Here is a 20,418-nt window from a genome sequence, read left to right on the forward strand (position 1 = left end):
TCTCCTCTTTCTTAATTATGCCTTATAACCGTTGCTTCCGTTTACCCATGCATCGTTATCATACCCTCGAACTTCCCAATACCCCATATGCTCCTTGTCGATCAATTCGATCGCCTGCAGCCATTTCACCGACTTGTAGGCATACATTTTCGGAACGATCAACCGGACAGGACCGCCCAGCTTCTGTGGGATTGGCTGACCGTCCATAAGCACCGCGACCATGACATCGTCCATACGGGCCTGTTCCAGCGACAAGCAGTCGGTATACACCTTATCTCCGGAGTACATCTTGACGAATTTGCCGCTAGCCTTGACTTGAGCGATATCAAGCAGGTCCGACAGCAGGATGCCTTCCCATGTCATTTTATAAACCGACCAGCCGGTTACACAGTGAAAATCGCTAACCTGCACCTTCCTCTTAAGCTTCAAAAACTGCTCCCAATTCCAGGACTGCGGCTTTTCGACAAGACCGGAAATGACGAACTGCCAATTATCGCTTGTAAAAGCAGGGATATCCGTTACGGTATAAATCCGAAACTGACCCTGCCCCCCGCCGCCTACAGGCGGACTTGAATCGGGAAGCGCTTCGGGCGCGGGAACCATCCGGTTATCATCGGAGGCGGCAATGTGTTCCAGCGCAGAACCTCCGGAATCGCCCAATGTCTTCAGCCACCGGTAAAATGCGGGCCCGATTCCGAACACGATCAGCAATCCGGCCACCAGTTTAATAAAAGCCGAACGCGAAATCGGCGCCTTCTTCAAATAATCCACGAACGCCTGAGGAGAGAGGCTTCCGGTCCCGTTCCTGCGTTCCGTTTCACTCTCTGCAGGCTCAGTACTTTGCCGCGCAGCAATCGCTTCACGCTGCTCTTGCTGCCGCATCCGCTTCAGCCATCGGCTCCGCGAAACGGAGTGATAGATGGCATAAGGCACGCCGACCCAGGTGAACAGGTCGTGCAGTACGAGCGCCGCATTGCTCCATGCCGGCGGCAGCTGGCGAAATTGCCACAGGATAAGCCCTGTAATGCTCCAGCCCGCCAGCAGCAGCAGAACAATACCTAAGTTCCACCGCTGATTCGCCTGCTTCCGAATTTGCCTCCAATGCTTGGGGATTAACGGTATGTAAAAGGCGATAACTGCGATGGACACAATCCCAAGCACAATATGCAGCTGCTTCAACCATACGCGAAATCCGCCCATCTCACCGCGCAGCGCAGGGATGAACAGCACAATCCCGGTTACCGTGAGCAGCAGTACGAGCCATGCGTTCCAACTGTGGAGCTTTACCAGCTTTTTACCAAAAGACTCCTTCAACCAGCTTCTCCATGCGTCCATCCAGACACCGCCCGCCCTTCAAGATTCTTTTACCCTAATAATGTTTCCGCTCGTGGGTCATACCCAGCATGTTTTTTTGTCGCTTTCATTGTAGCATATCGGCTCTTTGGGAATATTACAAAAACATTAAATCGTATGGATTTCACATAAAAAAAGCATGCAGTCAACGCCACACAGCGTCGGTCCGCACACCTTAGTTATTCATTACTGCTCTTATTGCCGATAACCCATAATAATGCCTGCTGTTTCCTCGATCGCCTTGTCGGTCACGTTAATGATAGGGCAGCCTACTTGCTTCATCAGCTTCTGCGCGTAGTCCAGCTCCTCCATAATCCGCTCCATCGCGGCGTATTTGGCGCCGAACGGCAAGCCGACGGCCTTGAGACGTTCGGTCCGTATTTTCAGCAGCTTGTCTGCATCCATAATAAGACCTACAATCCGGTTGCCCGGCAGCATAAACAGCTCCTTCGGGGGCTTTACCTCCGGAACGAGCGGCAGATTGGACACCTTCATCCCCTTATGCGCCAAAAAAATACTCAGCGGCGTTTTGGAGGTTCTCGATACGCCTATCAATACGATATCCGCTTTCAGCAGCGAGCTCGTATCGCGCCCGTCATCGCATTTGACGGCGAACTCAATAGCTTCAACGCGCTTGAAATAATCGTCGTCCAGCTCGTGGAGCAGGCCCGGCTTTCTCTTGGGCGAGTCGTTGAACGTATCGATGAACGCCTGCATCATGGGCCCCATAATGTCCACAGCCCGGACTCCCAGGCGAACCGCTTCCTCCCGCATCATTTCTCTCAGCTCAGGCTGGACGAGCGTATAGGCCACGAAGCCCCCTCGCTTGGCCGCTTCCTCCATGATGCTACGGATCTCGTCTTCATGCTTGATGTGTCCGATCCTTTTGGTCTTTACCTGCTGAGCGTTGAACTGCCGCATCGTCGCCTTTACAACCGCTTCGGCCGTTTCCCCAACCGAATCCGAGCATATCGTGATTTCATAATGTTGGTTGTCATTCATTGTCCGGTATTCTCCTTTACCTCTTGCTTTTGCCTGGTGTTAAGGCTCCGTGGCGAGCTCCAGCAAAATTTGCGTCATGATCGTTTTCGTCACCCGTCCGACGACTTCCCAGCGATTGCGGCCTTGTACGGATTCTTGCTTGGAGCGGACTACGACTGGAAGGCTGTCAACCTGGTGATGAATCATTTTGCGTGCCGCATCAATGACGGTCTCATCCGGCTCGGCATGAATAACGTTAGGCTCTCTGGTCATTACCATACTGACCGGCATCGAAGCCGCCGCGGTGTTCCCCAGCGTGAACTTCAGCAAATCTTTTCTCGATATCACTCCGGACAAGCAGTTCTCTTCATCAACCACAATGAGACTACCAACATTTTCCATAAAAAGCGATACTACTGCATCATGCACTGAAGCATTCTCACGCACGATGACCGGCATCGATTGCACGTCTTTTACTTTCATCGTCTGCAGCTTACGGGAAGCCTGGCTTCCGGTGGACATGGCAGAGCCCGGCGAATAGCCGACCTTCGGCTTCGCATCCACATACCCCAGCATGACAAGCAGCGCCAAATCGGAGCGCAATGTCGGCCGGCTCAGCCCCAGCATCTCTGCGATCTGCTCTCCTGTGATGGGAGCGTGCTGCTTGATAATCTCTACAATCTGCAATTGCCGTGCTGTCAGTTCGATAGCCTTAACCTCCCAACCTAACCATTGTATTACTTGTATTGTATCAAATATTGAACTCTAGTTGAATAAATAATATATTAGTGTCTACAATTAGGACATAAATGACCTATAAATGTGTCGTTATTCGAAAATATATTGCACGTTTTATCGTTAATTATTATACTGTATTCAGTAATAGTATATCCTATTTTCTCATTAGATAAAAGACAACTACTAATCGGATATGGAGGCAAGCAGAATGGAAAGAGAACTGGCACTGGAAATCGTACGGGTAACGGAGCTTGCAGCATTGTCTGCAGCACAATGGATGGGCCGTGGGGACAAAATTTCAGCGGATGGAGCCGCTACAACGGCCATGAGAACGATGTTTGACTCCGTATCCATTCAAGGGACAGTCGTTATCGGGGAAGGCGAAATGGATGAAGCCCCGATGCTCTATATAGGCGAACAAGTGGGCAACGGTCAAGGACCGGAGGTGGATGTCGCCGTCGATCCGTTGGAAGGCACCGAGCTTGTTGCCAAAGGGCTCAATAATGCTTTGGCCGTTATTGCCATTGCGAACAAAGGCTGCCTCCTGCATGCGCCTGACATGTACATGGAGAAGCTCGCCGTAGGTCCAGCTTTGGCTGGAAAGCTGCAATTGAACGATCCGCTGGAGCTGACCTTGAAAAAGGCTGCCGAGTATCTGGATAAGCCTCTGAGTAATTTGACCGTAATGATCTTGGACAGGGAGCGTCATCAAGAGATGATCCAGACGCTTCGCCAGGTCGGCGTGCGCATCAAATTGCTTAGCGACGGCGATGTAGCCGGTGCGATGGCGCCAGCGTTGTCCGAATCCGGTATTGACTTGTATGTGGGCTCCGGCGGAGCACCCGAAGGGGTATTGGCTGCCGCGGCGCTCTCTTGCCTGGGAGGAGAGCTCCAAGGACGACTGATGCCGGCCAATGACGAAGAATATAACCGCTGCCTGCAAATGGGCATTATAGACCCTCTGAAGCTTCTCACTATGGAGGATATGGTGGGCACCGAGGATGTTATTTTTGCCGCTACCGGGATTACGCCGGGTGAATTTTTGGGCGGAGTGCAGTATTTGGGCAACCAGCGTGCTGAATCCCACTCGATTGTGATGAGAGCCAAAACGAAAACCGTCCGCTTCATCCGTTCCATCCATTTCTTGCCGAACAAGCCGCAAATCGGCTTCAAATTATAATCAAACGATCTTCTTCCTTGTATGATACAATGTGTTGGACATTACTACAGGGAAGAAGGTCTTTTTATGTCCATCTTGTTTTACTCGGTCATCGGTCTGCTCTCCGCTACCTTCGGTAGCCTGGTCGGATTGGGAGGCGGGGTGATCATCGTTCCTGCGCTTGTATATTTGGGCCCCTTATTGATCGGTCAAGAAGTCTCGGTCGCTACCGCCGTCGGCACTTCTCTTGCCGTTCTGATCTTTACCGCATTCTCTTCCACCCTTACGTTCTATAAACAACAACGCGTCGACTTCAAAAGCGGCTGGCTGTATTTCATCACTTGCGGTCCCGGCGCCATGCTTGGTTCCTACACGACCCAATTTGTTAACGCCAAATCGTTTCAGCTTATATTCGGCCTGTTTATGCTCCTGATGGCCAGCTTGTTAGTCGCCCGGGATTATATGAAGCCGCTCAACATTCAATGGGGCATCCAGAGGTCCTTTACGGACTCTAAGGGCAGCACGCATGAATACGGTTATGGCGTTGTCCCAGCGCTTGCTATCGGCCTCTGTGTCGGCTTTATATCCGGTTTGTTCGGGATCGGAGGCGGCTCCTTGTTCGTTCCCGCGATGGTGATCATTTTTCGTTATCCGCCGCATATTGCTACGGCGACATCGATGTTTGTTATTTTTCTTTCCTCCATTATGGGCTCCATAACCCATCTATCCTTAGGTGAAATTGATGGCTGGATGGTGCTTGGTCTGGCCCCAAGCGCACTTGTAGGAGGCTGGTTAGGCGCGAAAATTGCCAGCAAGCTGAGCAGCAAAGTACTGCTCTGGGTACTTCGAGTAACCTTTTTCCTCGTTGCTCTCAAAATGATTTGGGAAGGCGTCTGACGTATCATTATCATATTTTTTGGGAAGGATAATCGGGCTTCGCACCACCAACACTAAGTATATCACTGTGTAAGGAGGAGCCTGAAATGAAACTGACATCCCTTGGCAAAATCACTTTATCCATTACGATTGGAGCTGCAGTGGTAACAGGATGTACGGCCCAGCATCCGCAGGACGCCAGTCCGCTGCCTCCGTCTCTACATACGGAAGCCGAACAAACGAATCCACAGCCGAAGTCTGCGGCGCCGAATCGTGCCGATCTGCTGCAAAAATCGCTGACGCAGCAAGCCAAGGCCAAGGAAACGCCTGCACCAGTGACAACGCCTGCGCCAAGCCCGGAGCAGCCTCTTCCTTCCGCTCAGCCGGCCGCTCCTTCACCGAAGCCGGAACGCCAGGCGAATAAGAAGCCGATTGAGCGACGCGAAGGAAAGCCGACATCGACAGAAAGCACCAAACGCACGAGCTCCAAAGCACTAACCCTCTCCCAGCTCGTAAAAAAATATCCGAATTTGCTTCTCCTGAAGGGTTCCTCTCAAAAGAAGCAAATTGCCCTTACCTTCGATGATGCTCCGGATACAAAGTATACGCTGCAAGTGCTGGACATTTTAAAGCAGCATAATGTGAAGGCTACTTTTTTCGTAGTCGGACGAATGGCGGAGCGCCATCCGAATGTGATCAAAAGAATGAGCCGGGAAGGCCATGTGGTCGGAAATCATACGTATAATCATTCGTTATTGACCAAATTGTCCGACAGCCAGTTTCAATCGCAAATTACGAAAACGCAGAAGATTATCCAAAATCAAGTCGGCTACACCCCAAAGCTTATTCGCCCGCCTTATGGGGAAATATCGGAGAGCCAGCTTCTATGGGCTTCACGGAACCACTATGTCATTGTGAACTGGAATGTGGACTCCAAGGACTGGAGACAGCTGAGCCAGGACCAGGTGACATCTAATGTACTGGACCATGCAGGATCCGGTTCCATAATACTGCAGCATTCTGGAGGGGGACCCAATCAAAACTTGTCTGGTTCTGTCTCCGCACTCCCTGTCATCATCAAAACGCTTCGAGACCGCGGTTACGAGCTCGTAACCTTACCTGAGCTTCTTAAAGTATCCGAGCGGTTATAGCGCGACTAGCTTTTGTTTGTTTTCTGTTTTTGCATAAAAAAAGAGTCTGGCTGTCACGCCAGGCTCTTTCTTGTTGGTCAGCCTTATGTTCTGCTTTGGTTTTCCAGCAGCTTCTGCTGCGCCATGCGGATCATTTCGCGTACCATCGATCCGCCAATTTGGCCGCCGATTTTACCCGCTTGCTCCGTAGTTAGCTGTCCATTGCTTCCCGACTGTAGAGGGATCCCTAAGGAACGGGCTACTTCATACTTTACGTCCTCCGGCCTGTTCACATTGACCGTGTACCCTTGCTGCTTCATGACCTCTGCCTTGAACCGTTCCACGCCTTGAGATGCGTTAGGAACGACTAACCTGTTACTGCTCCTTCTTCTAGCCATGCTTGAGCACCATCCCTTATGTCTGCAGATTATTTATAGAATGAGCGCTTGAGCCTGACACTATACTCTACATAAAATGATTTCTTCACGAGAACACTAACGAAGGGCCATCACCTTAATACGAACGGGAGGATTAACAATGAGCCACTTATCTGAAATCATAGATAACCATGAGAACCTGGATGGATTATTTGCCATTATCAAGCATTACGGAGTTAGTGCCGAATTCGTTACCGATGCATTGGTTCAACGTTTCGAGCAGATTCAAAAGGACGACTCTTCTGAATCGAACAGCGAAGAGGAGACGGCCTATTGCGAGGAAATATTGGATTCCTTGAATCAATATTACGCCCGATTGTAGAGAGCTTAGAGAGCTTAATCATGCAGTGCAGTTTGGCAGCATAATACGAAAACAAAAAAGACCAAGAATATTCTTGGTCTTTTGTATGCCGGTGAAGGGACTCGAACCCCCACGGTTTCCCTCACGATTTTGAGTCGCGCGCGTCTGCCAATTCCGCCACACCGGCTAGTATGGCGTGCCCTAAGAGATTCGAACTCCTGACCTTTTGATTCGTAGTCAAACGCTCTATCCAGCTGAGCTAAGGGCACATATTATATAGTTGTTACTGTGGTGCCGAAGACCAGACTTGAACTGGTACGGTAGTCACCTACCGCAGGATTTTAAGTCCTGTGCGTCTGCCGATTCCGCCACTCCGGCGTAAAGATGGAGGCGCCACCCAGACTCGAACTGGGGGTAAAGCTTTTGCAGAGCTCTGCCTTACCACTTGGCTATGGCGCCAGGTAATTATGGAGCGGAAGACGGGAATCGAACCCGCGACCCTCGCCTTGGCAAGGCGATGCTCTACCGCTGAGCCACTTCCGCATGTAATACTGGGGATCTAGGATTCGAACCTAGGCATGACGGAGTCAAAGTCCGTTGCCTTACCGCTTGGCTAATCCCCATTAAGAAAGATGGGGCGATCGATGGGACTTGAACCCACGAATGCTGGAGCCACAGACCAGTGCGTTAACCCCTTCGCCACGACCGCCACAAAAGTTTATTGGCAGGGGCAGCAGGAATCGAACCCACACCAAAGGTTTTGGAGACCTTTGTTCTACCTTTAAACTATGCCCCTATAAAAATGGTGGAGGCTGATGGATTCGAACCACCGAACTCGTCAGAGAACAGATTTACAGTCTGCTGCGTTTGGCCACTTCGCTAAGCCTCCATATTCAACTCAACGCTTTACTAAGAAAGCAATGGTGCCGTCGAGAGGACTTGAACCCCCAACCTACTGATTACAAGTCAGTTGCTCTACCAATTGAGCTACAACGGCATGTAAACTTACATGGTGGCTCGGGACGGAATCGAACCGCCGACACGAGGATTTTCAGTCCTCTGCTCTACCGACTGAGCTACCGAGCCTTATAAAATTGTTAAAATGGCGGAGCCGACGGGATTCGAACCCGCGGTCTCCTGCGTGACAGGCAGGCATGTTAGGCCTCTACACCACGGCTCCACACTAGAAGAAAATTGGTTGCGGGGGCAGGATTTGAACCTGCGGCCTTCGGGTTATGAGCCCGACGAGCTACCGGGCTGCTCCACCCCGCGTCGTTGTACTATATGGTGGAGGCTGACGGGATCGAACCGCCGACCCTCTGCTTGTAAGGCAGATGCTCTCCCAGCTGAGCTAAGCCTCCATAATATATGGGAAATAGTGGTGACCCGTAGGGGATTCGAACCCCTGTTACCTCCGTGAAAGGGAGGTGTCTTAACCCCTTGACCAACGGGCCTTACTGCTACGGAGAGAGAGGGATTCGAACCCTCGAGACGCTTGTGACGCCTACACGATTTCCAATCGTGCTCCTTCGGCCAACTCGGACACCTCTCCATGTGGCTCCCCGAACAGGACTCGAACCTGTGACAACTCGATTAACAGTCGAGTGCTCTACCAACTGAGCTATCAGGGAATATTTAGTTCAAGGTTTATTCCTTGAAAACTAGATACGAAACGATGCGTGTAATGAGCAAGTGTACTGCATCTCTGACCATACTTCGTATGGCAGATCATTGGATAAGCCCTCGACCGATTAGTATTCGTCAGCTCCACACGTTGCCGTGCTTCCACCCCGAACCTATCTACCTCGTCGTCTTCAAGGGGTCTTACATACTGGGAAATCTCATCTTGAGGGGGGCTTCACGCTTAGATGCTTTCAGCGCTTATCCCGTCCGTACGTAGCTATCCAGCCGTGCTCCTGGCGGAACAACTGGTACACCAGCGGTACGTCCATCCCGGTCCTCTCGTACTAAGGACAGCTCCTCTCAAATTTCCTACGCCCACGACAGATAGGGACCGAACTGTCTCACGACGTTCTGAACCCAGCTCGCGTACCGCTTTAATGGGCGAACAGCCCAACCCTTGGGACCTACTTCAGCCCCAGGATGCGATGAGCCGACATCGAGGTGCCAAACCTCCCCGTCGATGTGGACTCTTGGGGGAGATAAGCCTGTTATCCCCAGGGTAGCTTTTATCCGTTGAGCGATGGCCCTTCCATTCGGTACCACCGGATCACTAAGCCCGACTTTCGTCCCTGCTCGACCTGTTTGTCTCGCAGTCAAGCTCCCTTATGCCTTTGCACTCTTCGAATGATTTCCAACCATTCTGAGGGAACCTTGGGGCGCCTCCGTTACTTTTTAGGAGGCGACCGCCCCAGTCAAACTGCCCACCTGACACTGTTCCCCGACCGGTTCACGGCCGCGGGTTAGAACTCCGATACGATCAGGGTGGTATCCCAACGTCGCCTCCACACAAGCTGGCGCTCATGCTTCTCAGGCTCCCACCTATCCTGTACAGATCGTACCAAAGTCCAATATCAAGCTGCAGTAAAGCTCCATGGGGTCTTTCCGTCTTGTCGCGGGTAACCTGCATCTTCACAGGTATTAAAATTTCACCGGATCTCTCGTTGAGACAGCGCCCAAGTCGTTACGCCATTCGTGCGGGTCAGAATTTACCTGACAAGGAATTTCGCTACCTTAGGACCGTTATAGTTACGGCCGCCGTTTACTGGGGCTTCGGTTCATAGCTTCGGGTTACCCCTAACCACTCCCCTTAACCTTCCAGCACCGGGCAGGCGTCAGCCCGTATACTTCGCCTTGCGGCTTCGCACAGACCTGTGTTTTTGCTAAACAGTCGCTTGGGCCTTTTCACTGCGGCCCCCTCGGGCTATTCACCCTACCGAGGCACCCCTTCTCCCGAAGTTACGGGGTCATTTTGCCGAGTTCCTTAACGAGAGTTCTTCCGCGCGCCTTAGCATGCTCTGCTCGCCTACCTGTGTCGGTTTGCGGTACGGGCACCTTCTCCCTGGCTAGAGGCTTTTCTTGGCAGCCTGAACTCATGACCTTCGCTACTGTAATTTTCGCTCCCCATCACAGACCAGCCTTACGATGTGCGGATTTGCCTACACATCAGCCTCTCTGCTTGGACGGGCATCCATCAGCCCGCGTCACTATCCTTCTGCGTCACCCCATTGCTCATAACGGTTCACGGTGGTACAGGAATATCAACCTGTTGTCCTTCGACTACGCCTTTCGGCCTCGCCTTAGGTCCCGACTTACCCTGAGCGGACGAGCCTTCCTCAGGAACCCTTAGGCTTTCGGCGGACAAGATTCTCACTTGTCTTTTCGTTACTCATACCGGCATTCTCACTTGTATGCTGTCCAGCCGTCCTTACGATCGACCTTCAACCTACATACAACGCTCCCCTACCAGAGCAGATTCATCATCTGCAATCCATAGCTTCGGTGGCGTGTTTAGCCCCGTTACATTTTCGGCGCAGAGTCACTCGACCAGTGAGCTATTACGCACTCTTTCAATGGTGGCTGCTTCTAAGCCAACATCCTGGTTGTCTGCGCAACTCCACATCCTTTCCCACTTAACACACACTTGGGGACCTTAGCTGATGGTCTGGGCTGTTTCCCTCTTGACAATGGATCTTAGCACTCACTGTCTGACTCCCGGGATAAAGTATGTGGCATTCAGAGTTTGACTGGACTTGGTAACCCTTGGCGGGCCCCGCACCCAATCAGTGCTTTACCTCCACTACTCATCTCCCGAGGCTAGCCCTAAAGCTATTTCGGGGAGAACCAGCTATCTCCGAGTTCGATTGGAATTTCTCCGCTACCCCCACCTCATCCCCGAATTTTTCAACATTCGTGGGTTCGGGCCTCCAGTGCGTGTTACCGCACCTTCACCCTGGACAGGGGTAGATCACACGGTTTCGGGTCTACGCCCACGTACTCATTCGCCCTATTCAGACTCGCTTTCGCTGCGGCTTCGGCTTCTCACCTTAACCTTGCACGGGAACGTAACTCGCCGGTTCATTCTACAAAAGGCACGCCATCACCCATGAACGGGCTCTGACTTCTTGTAAGCACACGGTTTCAGGTTCTATTTCACTCCGCTCCCGCGGTTCTTTTCACCTTTCCCTCACGGTACTGCTTCACTATCGGTCACTAGGGAGTATTTAGCCTTGGCAGATGGTCCTGCCTGCTTCCCACGAGGTTTCACGTGTCTCGCGGTACTCGGGATCCGTCTAGCGATACGTTGGCTTTTAGCTACAGGACTGTTACCCTCTATGGTGAGCCTTTCCAGACTGCTTCGCCTAACCAACTTTTCGCACATTGACGTCCCACAACCCCAGAGGGCAAGCCCTCTGGTTTGGGCTGTTCCGCTTTCGCTCGCCGCTACTGACGGAATCACTTTTGTTTTCTTCTCCTGAGGGTACTTAGATGTTTCAGTTCCCCTCGTATGCCTCTGCACATCCTATGTATTCAGATGTGAGTAACTGAGAATTACCTCAGCTGGGTTCCCCCATTCGGACATCCCCGGATCAATGCCTGCTTACGGCTCCCCGAGGCGATATCGTCGTTCGCCACGTCCTTCTTCGGCTCCTAGTGCCTAGGCATCCTCCGTGTGCTCTTATTAGCTTAACCTTGCTAATACACTTTGTTTGCTCTACGCATTTATTGATAACTGTGATCGTTTCACGGATCAAACAGTTACAACTGTTTCAGTATCTAGTTTTCAAGGAACAAGTCTGCAACTGTTACACTGGCAAAGCCATGTCAGTTGTCAGCGTGTTTTGAGATGGTTTTGGGGCACCCCGGAAAGTAATCGGAATACGCTACAGCGCTTCTCTTCACTTTTTGGGGACCATTACCCTCTCAAAACTGAACAACGAGGAGAGTGTTAGTTTGCAGTTAAACACTGCTTTATGTCCGATGACCTACAGTCATCATGGACTCCATAGAAAGGAGGTGATCCAGCCGCACCTTCCGATACGGCTACCTTGTTACGACTTCACCCCAATCATCTACCCCACCTTCGGCGGCTGGCTCCTTGCGGTTACCCCACCGACTTCGGGTGTTGTAAACTCTCGTGGTGTGACGGGCGGTGTGTACAAGACCCGGGAACGTATTCACCGCGGCATGCTGATCCGCGATTACTAGCAATTCCGACTTCATGCAGGCGAGTTGCAGCCTGCAATCCGAACTGAGACCGGCTTCTAAGGATTGGCTTCACCTCGCGGCTTCGCTTCCCGTTGTACCGGCCATTGTAGTACGTGTGTAGCCCAGGTCATAAGGGGCATGATGATTTGACGTCATCCCCGCCTTCCTCCGGTTTGTCACCGGCAGTCACTCTAGAGTGCCCAACTCAATGCTGGCAACTAAAGTCAAGGGTTGCGCTCGTTGCGGGACTTAACCCAACATCTCACGACACGAGCTGACGACAACCATGCACCACCTGTCTTGGGTGCTCCGAAGAGGGCGTCTATCTCTAGACGTTTCACCCAGATGTCAAGACCTGGTAAGGTTCTTCGCGTTGCTTCGAATTAAACCACATACTCCACTGCTTGTGCGGGTCCCCGTCAATTCCTTTGAGTTTCACTCTTGCGAGCGTACTCCCCAGGCGGAGTGCTTACTGTGTTTACTTCGGCACCAAGGGTATCGAAACCCCTAACACCTAGCACTCATCGTTTACGGCGTGGACTACCAGGGTATCTAATCCTGTTTGCTCCCCACGCTTTCGCGCCTCAGCGTCAGTTACGGTCCAGAAAGTCGCCTTCGCCACTGGTGTTCCTCCACATCTCTACGCATTTCACCGCTACACGTGGAATTCCACTTTCCTCTCCCGCACTCAAGTCATCCAGTTTTCAGTGCGATCCGGGGTTGAGCCCCGGGCTTAAACACCAAACTTAAATGACCGCCTGCGCGCGCTTTACGCCCAATAATTCCGGACAACGCTTGCCCCCTACGTATTACCGCGGCTGCTGGCACGTAGTTAGCCGGGGCTTTCTTCTCAGGTACCGTCACCCACAGGGCAGTTACTCCCCATGGCGTTCTTCCCTGGCAACAGAGCTTTACGATCCGAAAACCTTCATCACTCACGCGGCGTTGCTCCGTCAGACTTGCGTCCATTGCGGAAGATTCCCTACTGCTGCCTCCCGTAGGAGTCTGGGCCGTGTCTCAGTCCCAGTGTGGCCGATCACCCTCTCAGGTCGGCTACGCATCGTCGCCTTGGTAGGCCATTACCCTACCAACTAGCTAATGCGCCGCAGGCCCATCTGCAAGCCACAGGTTGCCCCGTGTTTCATGATTCCCTCATGCGAGGAAACCAGCTATCCGGTCTTAGCTATCGTTTCCGATAGTTATCCCGGTCTTGCAGGCAGGTTGCCTACGTGTTACTCACCCGTCCGCCGCTATCCCCGAAGGGACCGCTCGACTTGCATGTATTAGGCACGCCGCCAGCGTTCGTCCTGAGCCAGGATCAAACTCTCCATTATTAAAGTGTCGCCGAAGCGACCGTATAACAGAGCTTGTCTTAAGCTCAAAATTCAATGCTAGCGAGAATTTGCATTCTCTATTTTAACACTCACTCGTTGTTCAGTTTTCAAAGGACAATATCTCTGACATTTCGTGCAACTTCGACTGAAGTTTACTCTTTGTCATTTGTTGTCACCGTGTTTAGCAGCGACCTTTATAATATAACACATTCGCCTATCTTAATGCAAGCATTTTTTTATTTCCTTTTTCAACCAATGCTTGATATCGATTCATAATGTGCATGCCGTTTTTAGCGGCGAGGACTAATGTATCATAGCAGACTACACAAAGTCAAGTCTATTTTTCAATATAAATCTACGACACTGGAACGGTCGAACAATCAAAAGAGCACAGCCATAAAAAGGCCATGCTCATTAATAACCAGGAAACTATTTATTCAATCATTCCTTCAACAGGGCTGCTAGCGGATGCGTAGCGTTTTTTCGGAATACGTCCGGCCTGGAACCCTTTGCGGCCGGCCATAACGGCCAGCTTGAACGCCTCCGCCATCAGCACAGGGTCTTGAGCTCCGGCCACGGCCGTATTGAGGAGCACGCCGTCAGCTCCCAGCTCCATAGCTAGCGCCGCGTCGGCAGGACCGCCGATTCCCGCATCGACAATAACAGGAACCTTAGCTTCTTCAATAATAAAGCGAAGCTGATTCGGATTCGCAATCCCTTGGCCCGAGCCGATAGGCGACGCTCCCGGCATGACTGCGGCAGCGCCTGCTTCCTGCAGCTTACGCGCAAGGATCGGATCGTCCGAGGTATAGGGCAGAACGATGAATCCGAGGTCAACCAGTATTTTAGTCGCCTCCAGCGTGCCGATTGGATCAGGCAGCAGGGTTTTCGGGTCACCGATAACTTCGACTTTAATCATATCGCATAAGCCGGACGCTTTCGCCAGCTTGGCAATCCGTACAGCTTCTTCAACCGTATAAGCGCCTGCCGTGTTCGGAAGCAGAGTGAACTTTTTCAAATCCAATGTCTCCAGAAAGTTCGGAGCTTCGGGGTTGTCTATAGGAAGACGGCGGATCGCGAAGGTCAGTATCTCGGACTCGGACGCTTGGACGGCTTGACTCTGAATATTCAGATCGGAAAATTTCCCCGTGCCAAGAAGTAAACGTGACTTAAATTCATAAGGACCAATTTTTAATACGTCGCTCATTATTAATGCCTCCATATATTCATTCTAGAAATCCTGCTTCAAGGAGAAGACGCTTAGCCTCCGCCTACAAAATGAACGATCTCCAGCGAATCGCCATCGTGCAGCAAAGTGTCGGAATAAGAAGAACGTTCGATAATTTCCCGATTCAGCTCAATGACCAAAATTTTGGACTCCAGCTTGAAAGCAACCAGCAGATCGGAAATGGTAGAAACGTCGGGCAGCTCGCGCGCCTCTCCGTTAATGGTCAGCTTCATAATGATGCACCCCGCTTTCTATAGAAAAGTGTAAACACACGTCAAACACAAAAAAAAGCCAACCCGCGATAAGGAGTTGACTTGACGTAATTATACTGAATACAGCACAGTTACCGTTCGTCCACTTCCCTACGCTGGCATCATCCAGAACATGGGTTATTCCCATGCATAATCAGGTTCCAAGGGTCAAGGAATTCTGCTTCCTTTTCTCAGCCCCGCATAATAGGGCTCCCCTAGTGGCTATTCAATTATTTTGATTATAGCAGAAATCAATGGCTTTGTCCCGCATTATTACCTTGCTGTGTAACGAACCTCCAACACCGACGCTTCCTCGTCCTGCGTATGGATAACTTCCTTCGTCAAGGACTTCTTCACCAGCTTGTTCAAAATGAAAGGCAGCTCAAACCGTACCTCGGACAGCTCGTCGCATTGCTGAAGATCATGAAGACTCCAAGCCTCTTCACGGCTCGTTAGCACGGACAGCAGCACTTTACAGCAGCGCTCCATCTTGGACATGACGGAAAACTCACAGGCAAGGAGGACCAGCTGCACTCTTTGCTTCAGCGTTTCATTGCTTTGCGTGAGCTCTTCGTACAGCTTGTACACTCCGGGATTGATCGTTCTGACCTGCTTCCACACCGTAATTTCCGGATGAATGCCCGCTTCTATAATAACAATTCTTGCATAGTGGTGCAGAGCTTCCAAAATATTATTATAGGCATCAAGCAAATGATCCTCCAGCACGTGCTCCTTGCTCTCGGAATATTTTCGCAAAAACTTGGAAAACTCGATCATCAGTTTCTGCTCACGCATATCGGAAGGAAACTCCAGCATGCGATGCCGCAAGCCTTCTAAATACGTGTTTCGATCCAGAAGAATCTCTCCTTTTAAGATCCAGTAGATCAAGTTTCGGTGCTCTCCGTGCAAAATGAAGCTATGAAGTGCATTAGGATCTATCCATCTTTCTTGTATACGGCAGTTGTCTTTTATATAATGATACTGTTGATCGGTTTGCACGCCTTTATCGGCAATGACAAGCAACAGGAGATCGAATCCGTCCGTAACAGCAGAGAACAACGACGGATTGTCCACCGCCAATACACTGATGACTGCTTCATCTTCCCGGAGCCTGTCAACCCGTTGTTCCTTTAAGGCATTCATCGTTGCAGCCCCCTATAATTCGTTACACATATTACATCTTTATTTCTACACAAGTAGGCGGTTTCCTGCATCGGTTTCGTGACAAATATCACAATTTATTAAGGAAAGAAGTGACAGCAAATGAGATTCAGATCCAGTAAAGTCAACGAGTTCCGGTTATGGGGACTGCTGTTGACCATGGGCGGCATGCTGCTCATGATCGTAGGCTTGGCCGGGATTGTATTTAATTGGGGAGCTGTCGGCAAAATTATGGCGGGCATATTCATGGTGTTCGGCGCCATATCGATGCTGGCCAGCATGGCCGTATATTTCTGGGCGGGTATGATGTCTACAAGCACCACCGTGGTGGAGTGTCCGGAATGCGGCAAGCCGACGAAAATCATCGGAAAAACCGACCGCTGCATGTTCTGCAGAACGATCTTGTCGCTTGACCCTAAGCACGATCCGGATGCCAATACAATGACTAATCCTTAATTCCATCCTCCGGTAAAAATGAAAAAACTGGCCCGCTCCTTGCCCTAAGGCATGAAACGGCCAGTTTTCTTTTGTTATAGCAGCTAAAGGTGACTAGCTTACGGCTTTAACTCATCGCGGATCAAATCCCAAATAGCCGGATTCTCGTAGCCTCTTCTCCAGGAAGCGACTCCCGCCAAATTGTATTTTTTGATCAGGTCCATGCGCGCTTTCATCGAAACTTCGTCTTCGATCCATATTTTGATCAGCTTGTCTCCGTCCTTGTATTCTACATAGTTTTGGCCGGTATCGGGCTGAAAGACGGGAGTCAAATTCTTCTCCTTGATCGTCCTCTGCGGATTGTCCATAAATACCGATCGGGAGCTTACCTTCTTCTTGCCGTCCACCATTTCTTCGGTCCATACTCTCGTGTAGAAAGGAACCCCCAGAATAAACTTATCGGGAGGAATATTGTCCTCCTTCATCATTTTGACCAAATGCTTCTCCACCCAAGGCAAGGAAGCTACGGAACCCGCTATCGGGCTCGCCGCCCAAAATTCGTCGTACGCCATGATCATCATATAATCTAAAGAATCTATGAGTGCTTTTCTATCAATAAATGCAGACCACATTTCACTGTCCGATTTCGGCGTTACGGCCATCGAAACAATCAGGCCCTGCTCGTGCATTAGCGGCGTCATTTCCCTGACGAATTGAACGAGATTTTCCTTGTCCTTCGTGTACACATTCTCAAAGTCGATGTTGATTCCTTGCAATGAGTACATTTGAGCGTAGCTTAGCAGCTGCTTGATCATTTTCATCCGTTTATCGTACGTGGATAGCGCTTCGGTCGTCCGTTTGGGCTCGAATCCGTTGCTGAACAGCCCCCATACCTGGTAATTTTGGCTGTGCGCCCATTTTACATAGGCAGGGTCGGCGATGTTCTTCAAATTCCCTTGGCCGTCATCGATATGAAACCAGGTCGGACTGACGACATTGACACCGGGCATAGCTGGAATCTTGGTTGTGTCCGGATTTTTCGCAGCAACCTGCTCCCAGGTGAGATTGATCTTCCCTCCGGCCGGCTTCTGCACAACAAAGCTCGGGGGCAGCTCCTGCTTCGGAATGGTCTCGGTACGCTCCTCTGTCAGCTGGTCTTTCTTCACATAGCCCATATAACCGTTCGGGAGCTGCACTCTATACCATTCCGGCTCCTCAGACCAGATGATGACCTCCTGCTCCTGCTTCAAATCTACGAGAATCGGAGATTTAATTGAAGGCTCTTTACGCAGAGCAACGGTCTTTTCCGGTTTCTTCGGATAAGAGATCGCCTTGCCCCATCGTATCGTCTCTCCTTCCTTGAAAAGGAGAACAGCGCCGGTATCCTGCGATTCCCGGAGATCAATCCGGTAAAGCTGCTTCAGCGGGTCTATAGGCAAATACAAAATTCCGTTTGCTTTGACGAGAGGAAACTTCAGCGAAAACGGCTTCTCGTTGATCAAGCCGGTCAATTGGCTCGTTCTTAACCGCACCACTTTATCTTCCGTCGTAATAATCGTGGAGTCGCTGGACTCTTCATAGATCATAGCCGGATCGACAATTTCCTTCACGATCTCGAACGGCAGCTTCAAGCTCTCATCCTTGCCTTCCGCCGGCTTAGCGAGCATAGCGCCTTGATAGAAGATCGGCTTCGTCATTCCGTCGAACGAGGGATCCTCATGCTTGCGGGTAGGGACGTATTCATTCCAGTACAAAACCACCGCGGCACCCAAAATAACGGCGAATAATGACATCCACAGGGGCCACTTCCTTGATCTTCTTCGAGCTCTGTTCGTCATATGATCTAATGCCATTGTTTCACTCCTATGGTGACTCTATTAATCTCTGTATTATTCTAGCAAAAAAGACGTACCAAAAGCCACTTGTACGACAAGTTGACCTCAGGCACGTCCATTATACCTTACATTATGCTGAGCATTCCAATGAGAAAAATTAATAACGGATTCACTTCAAAATGAGTGACCTCAAAGCTTTGCTTCGGCAAAGCTCACTTCATGGGCAAGTGATTGTTATCTCGCTTGTTTGACAGACGCACAGTCCGAGCAAATCCCATAGACTTCAACACGATGGCTTTTTACTACAAAACCGGTCTCTCTTCCCGCCGTCTGCTCCAAATCGTCGAGCGGCTTGTAAGAGAAATCGACCAGCTTGCCGCATTCCTCGCACAAGGCATGGTAATGCTCCGACATATCCGCATCGAAGCGGCTGGAATGATCGCCATACGTCATCTCGCGTACAAGTCCGACCTCAATAAATACCTTCAAATTATTGTACACCGTAGCGACGCTCATGCTTGGAAATTTGGGCGCCAGAGCCTTATAAATGTCGTCCGCCGAAGGGTGCGCCATCGTATTTATTAAATAGGCAAGAATAGCATGTCTTTGCGGGGTCATGCGTACGCCTGTCGTCTTCAGCTTAAATAACGCTTGCTCCAATCGGGAATCCATGCTGTCTCACCGCCTAATCCGATCATAATGGTATCGTTTTATTTTACGCGGCATGGTTTCGATTTGTCAATGAAGGGAGCCCTGAATCACCCGAAATATCAGCCTTAATCCGCTTTTTGGATGGAAATCGAGCCGTTAGTATTCAATTCGATTTTGTGCTTGCCGCTGCCGATGTTCCCTTTGATCGAATCTTTATCGATTTGCAGCGGAAGTGAAGTGCGGATCGCCCCCTTCTCCCCTTCGCCATGGACGGAATAATCTCCGTTAGACGGCAGAGACAGGTTAATGCTGCCATGATTCGTCTCGATATCCCATTCCCCGTTAACGGTTCGGCTCGTCACCTCGACGGAGCCGTTGGTCGTATTGGCTTTCAAGCCGGACGGAGCTTCCTTGATCTGAATGCTGCCGTTCGTCGTCTCGACCTGCATCGCTCCGCTAACATTACTGAGTGCCAAGCTGCCGTTCGTAGACGTAATTTCTACGTCCCCCTGATGCTTGGTGACCTCCATCCCGCCGTTCGTCGATTCCAGTCTCATCTTTCCTGCCGTTTCTGAAGTAATAATACGCGCGTTGGTAGATTCCAGATTCAATCGAGGCGCCTGAACGGAAGTCAGCTGGATTTGGCCGTTAGTGGTGATGACCTGCAGCTCTTCCTTGAACTTCAGCTTCTCGGCCGTAATCTTACCGTTGGTAGATTCCAAATCCATGCTCACCGATGCTTGAGCCGGGATACTGATGATCATATCGGTCCGCACTTTGCGGTGATCCCAGAAGCTTTGTCCGTATTCCTTGCCTTCGGCCTTAATCGTCAGTTTATTTCCTTGAACGCTGTGCTCGATCTTGGACTGGGAAGCAATTTCGCTCGCCTTCTGTTCATCCTGCACCGCTACATAAACGATGGATTGAATTTGCAGCTTGTCGGAGCTTCCCGGATTCATCACGACGCTTCCGTACGGATTGATGACCTGGATGCGGTCAATGCCCCCGTCCAAAGGAATGTCCGTCGTTCCTTGATCAAACTTGCGGCCTTCTCCGTCCGTAATAGCCAGCATCGCGTCACCGAAGTCCAGATTGCCGAACCAGTTGCGGATCGTAGCTGTAGATTGGGTGCTGCCGATCACAACGGCGGATATAATAACGGCAAATATCACTCCGGTTACATCGAGCTTCAGCTGCTTCTCGCTCTCCCCGTACTTCATATTAAAAAGAATATATTCGATACCCAAGGCGACGAACAGTACAGGCCACCATTCTATCAGCAGAGAGGTCCATTGCGTCCCCATATACTGATCTGCCATAACCGCCGCGCCGACACAGATTAACAATAGAGCGGCTGTGTAGCGACCCGCTTTGCGCAT

Annotated in this window: 15 protein-coding genes, 17 tRNA genes, 2 rRNA genes and 1 riboswitch; of the genes, 5 read left to right on the plus strand and 29 right to left on the minus strand. The window is 50.8% G+C overall.

Annotated features, from left to right (window positions below):
- Positions 1-15 precede the first annotated feature (15 nt).
- The 3 genes from DVH26_RS32020 to DVH26_RS32030 form a co-directional block, all read right to left on the minus strand.
- Positions 16-1,335 (minus strand): molybdopterin-dependent oxidoreductase, encoded by a 1,320-nt coding sequence (locus DVH26_RS32020; protein ID WP_239629476.1) that lies wholly within the window; start codon positions 1,333-1,335, stop codon positions 16-18.
- A gap of 213 nt (positions 1,336-1,548) precedes the next feature.
- On the minus strand, positions 1,549-2,355 hold the full coding sequence (locus tag DVH26_RS32025; protein WP_239629479.1) for a pyruvate, water dikinase regulatory protein: 807 nt from the start codon (positions 2,353-2,355) through the stop codon (positions 1,549-1,551).
- 39 nt (positions 2,356-2,394) lie between these two features.
- Entirely contained in the window at positions 2,395-3,021 is a 627-nt protein-coding gene (locus tag DVH26_RS32030) for a helix-turn-helix transcriptional regulator (RefSeq protein ID WP_239629482.1), read from the minus strand.
- Between the two features lie 259 nt (positions 3,022-3,280).
- On the opposite strand from DVH26_RS32030, the gene glpX reads away from it, so the two are divergent.
- From glpX to DVH26_RS32045, 3 genes are all read left to right on the plus strand, one after another.
- Entirely contained in the window at positions 3,281-4,252 is a 972-nt protein-coding gene (glpX, locus tag DVH26_RS32035; protein WP_239629485.1) for a class II fructose-bisphosphatase, read from the plus strand.
- Positions 4,253-4,318: 66 nt separating this feature from the next.
- Positions 4,319-5,128, plus strand: coding sequence for a sulfite exporter TauE/SafE family protein (locus DVH26_RS32040; RefSeq protein WP_239629487.1), 810 nt, complete (start codon positions 4,319-4,321; stop codon positions 5,126-5,128).
- 86 nt (positions 5,129-5,214) lie between these two features.
- Positions 5,215-6,258, plus strand: a complete 1,044-nt coding sequence (locus DVH26_RS32045) for a polysaccharide deacetylase family protein (RefSeq protein WP_239629489.1) — start codon at positions 5,215-5,217, stop codon at positions 6,256-6,258.
- 83 nt (positions 6,259-6,341) lie between these two features.
- Here the strand turns inward: DVH26_RS32045 and DVH26_RS32050 are convergent, their stop codons facing one another.
- Complete coding sequence (locus DVH26_RS32050) at positions 6,342-6,635, minus strand: alpha/beta-type small acid-soluble spore protein (protein WP_239629491.1); 294 nt, start codon at positions 6,633-6,635, stop codon at positions 6,342-6,344.
- Between the two features lie 139 nt (positions 6,636-6,774).
- Here DVH26_RS32050 and DVH26_RS32055 point away from each other — a divergent pair, with 139 nt between their 5' ends.
- Positions 6,775-6,996, plus strand: coding sequence for a hypothetical protein (locus DVH26_RS32055; protein WP_239629494.1), 222 nt, complete (start codon positions 6,775-6,777; stop codon positions 6,994-6,996).
- Between the two features lie 86 nt (positions 6,997-7,082).
- Here the strand turns inward: DVH26_RS32055 and DVH26_RS32060 are convergent.
- From DVH26_RS32060 to DVH26_RS32165, 22 genes are all read right to left on the minus strand, one after another.
- Positions 7,083-7,162 (minus strand) — tRNA-Leu (locus DVH26_RS32060).
- Positions 7,163-7,167: 5 nt separating this feature from the next.
- Positions 7,168-7,244 (minus strand) — tRNA-Arg (locus DVH26_RS32065).
- Between the two features lie 20 nt (positions 7,245-7,264).
- Positions 7,265-7,353 (minus strand) — tRNA-Leu (locus DVH26_RS32070).
- Between the two features lie 7 nt (positions 7,354-7,360).
- Positions 7,361-7,434: transfer RNA gene (locus DVH26_RS32075), tRNA-Cys, on the minus strand.
- A 9-nt stretch (positions 7,435-7,443) separates the two neighbouring features.
- Positions 7,444-7,518, minus strand: a tRNA-Gly gene (locus DVH26_RS32080).
- Between the two features lie 8 nt (positions 7,519-7,526).
- Positions 7,527-7,598: transfer RNA gene (locus tag DVH26_RS32085), tRNA-Gln, on the minus strand.
- 10 nt (positions 7,599-7,608) lie between these two features.
- Positions 7,609-7,684 (minus strand) — tRNA-His (locus tag DVH26_RS32090).
- Positions 7,685-7,697: 13 nt separating this feature from the next.
- Positions 7,698-7,771, minus strand: a tRNA-Trp gene (locus DVH26_RS32095).
- Between the two features lie 7 nt (positions 7,772-7,778).
- Positions 7,779-7,864, minus strand: a tRNA-Tyr gene (locus tag DVH26_RS32100).
- A 32-nt stretch (positions 7,865-7,896) separates the two neighbouring features.
- Positions 7,897-7,972, minus strand: a tRNA-Thr gene (locus tag DVH26_RS32105).
- 13 nt (positions 7,973-7,985) lie between these two features.
- Positions 7,986-8,061 (minus strand) — tRNA-Phe (locus tag DVH26_RS32110).
- A 17-nt stretch (positions 8,062-8,078) separates the two neighbouring features.
- Positions 8,079-8,155: transfer RNA gene (locus DVH26_RS32115), tRNA-Asp, on the minus strand.
- A gap of 15 nt (positions 8,156-8,170) precedes the next feature.
- Positions 8,171-8,247 (minus strand) — tRNA-Met (locus DVH26_RS32120).
- Between the two features lie 13 nt (positions 8,248-8,260).
- Positions 8,261-8,336 (minus strand) — tRNA-Val (locus DVH26_RS32125).
- 18 nt (positions 8,337-8,354) lie between these two features.
- Positions 8,355-8,429, minus strand: a tRNA-Glu gene (locus DVH26_RS32130).
- Between the two features lie 9 nt (positions 8,430-8,438).
- Positions 8,439-8,527: transfer RNA gene (locus tag DVH26_RS32135), tRNA-Ser, on the minus strand.
- Between the two features lie 3 nt (positions 8,528-8,530).
- Positions 8,531-8,606: transfer RNA gene (locus DVH26_RS32140), tRNA-Asn, on the minus strand.
- A gap of 100 nt (positions 8,607-8,706) precedes the next feature.
- Positions 8,707-11,628, minus strand: a 23S ribosomal RNA gene (locus DVH26_RS32145).
- Positions 11,629-11,945: 317 nt separating this feature from the next.
- Positions 11,946-13,478, minus strand: a 16S ribosomal RNA gene (locus tag DVH26_RS32150).
- The 16S and 23S rRNA genes sit together here with 17 tRNA genes alongside, the layout of an rRNA operon.
- 433 nt (positions 13,479-13,911) lie before the next feature.
- Positions 13,912-14,685 (minus strand): thiazole synthase, encoded by a 774-nt coding sequence (locus DVH26_RS32155; RefSeq protein ID WP_239629496.1) that lies wholly within the window; start codon positions 14,683-14,685, stop codon positions 13,912-13,914.
- A 53-nt stretch (positions 14,686-14,738) separates the two neighbouring features.
- A complete protein-coding gene (gene thiS / locus DVH26_RS32160; protein WP_239629498.1) occupies positions 14,739-14,939 on the minus strand; it encodes a sulfur carrier protein ThiS in 201 nt (66 codons plus the stop codon).
- A gap of 109 nt (positions 14,940-15,048) precedes the next feature.
- A riboswitch (TPP riboswitch) is annotated at positions 15,049-15,184 on the minus strand.
- A 46-nt stretch (positions 15,185-15,230) separates the two neighbouring features.
- A complete protein-coding gene (locus DVH26_RS32165; protein ID WP_239629501.1) occupies positions 15,231-16,100 on the minus strand; it encodes a nucleotidyltransferase-like protein in 870 nt (289 codons plus the stop codon).
- 120 nt (positions 16,101-16,220) lie between these two features.
- Between DVH26_RS32165 and DVH26_RS32170 the strand changes: the two genes are divergently transcribed.
- A complete protein-coding gene (locus DVH26_RS32170) occupies positions 16,221-16,574 on the plus strand; it encodes a DUF2614 family zinc ribbon-containing protein (protein ID WP_239629504.1) in 354 nt (117 codons plus the stop codon).
- A 98-nt stretch (positions 16,575-16,672) separates the two neighbouring features.
- On the opposite strand, the gene DVH26_RS32175 is transcribed toward DVH26_RS32170, so the two are convergent.
- The 3 genes from DVH26_RS32175 to DVH26_RS32185 form a co-directional block, all read right to left on the minus strand.
- On the minus strand, positions 16,673-18,346 hold the full coding sequence (locus DVH26_RS32175; protein WP_239629507.1) for a glycosyl hydrolase family 18 protein: 1,674 nt from the start codon (positions 18,344-18,346) through the stop codon (positions 16,673-16,675).
- A 276-nt stretch (positions 18,347-18,622) separates the two neighbouring features.
- Positions 18,623-19,060: a peroxide-responsive transcriptional repressor PerR gene (perR, locus tag DVH26_RS32180; protein ID WP_239629510.1), complete on the minus strand. Its 438-nt coding sequence runs from the start codon at positions 19,058-19,060 to the stop codon at positions 18,623-18,625.
- A 104-nt stretch (positions 19,061-19,164) separates the two neighbouring features.
- The gene (locus DVH26_RS32185) at positions 19,165-20,418 is read right to left on the minus strand and encodes a DUF4097 family beta strand repeat-containing protein (RefSeq protein ID WP_239629513.1); all 1,254 of its coding nucleotides are present in this window, start codon (positions 20,416-20,418) and stop codon (positions 19,165-19,167) included.

The sequence above is a fragment of the Paenibacillus sp. H1-7 genome (assembly GCF_022354825.1).
GTDB lineage: Bacteria > Bacillota > Bacilli > Paenibacillales > NBRC-103111 > Paenibacillus_S.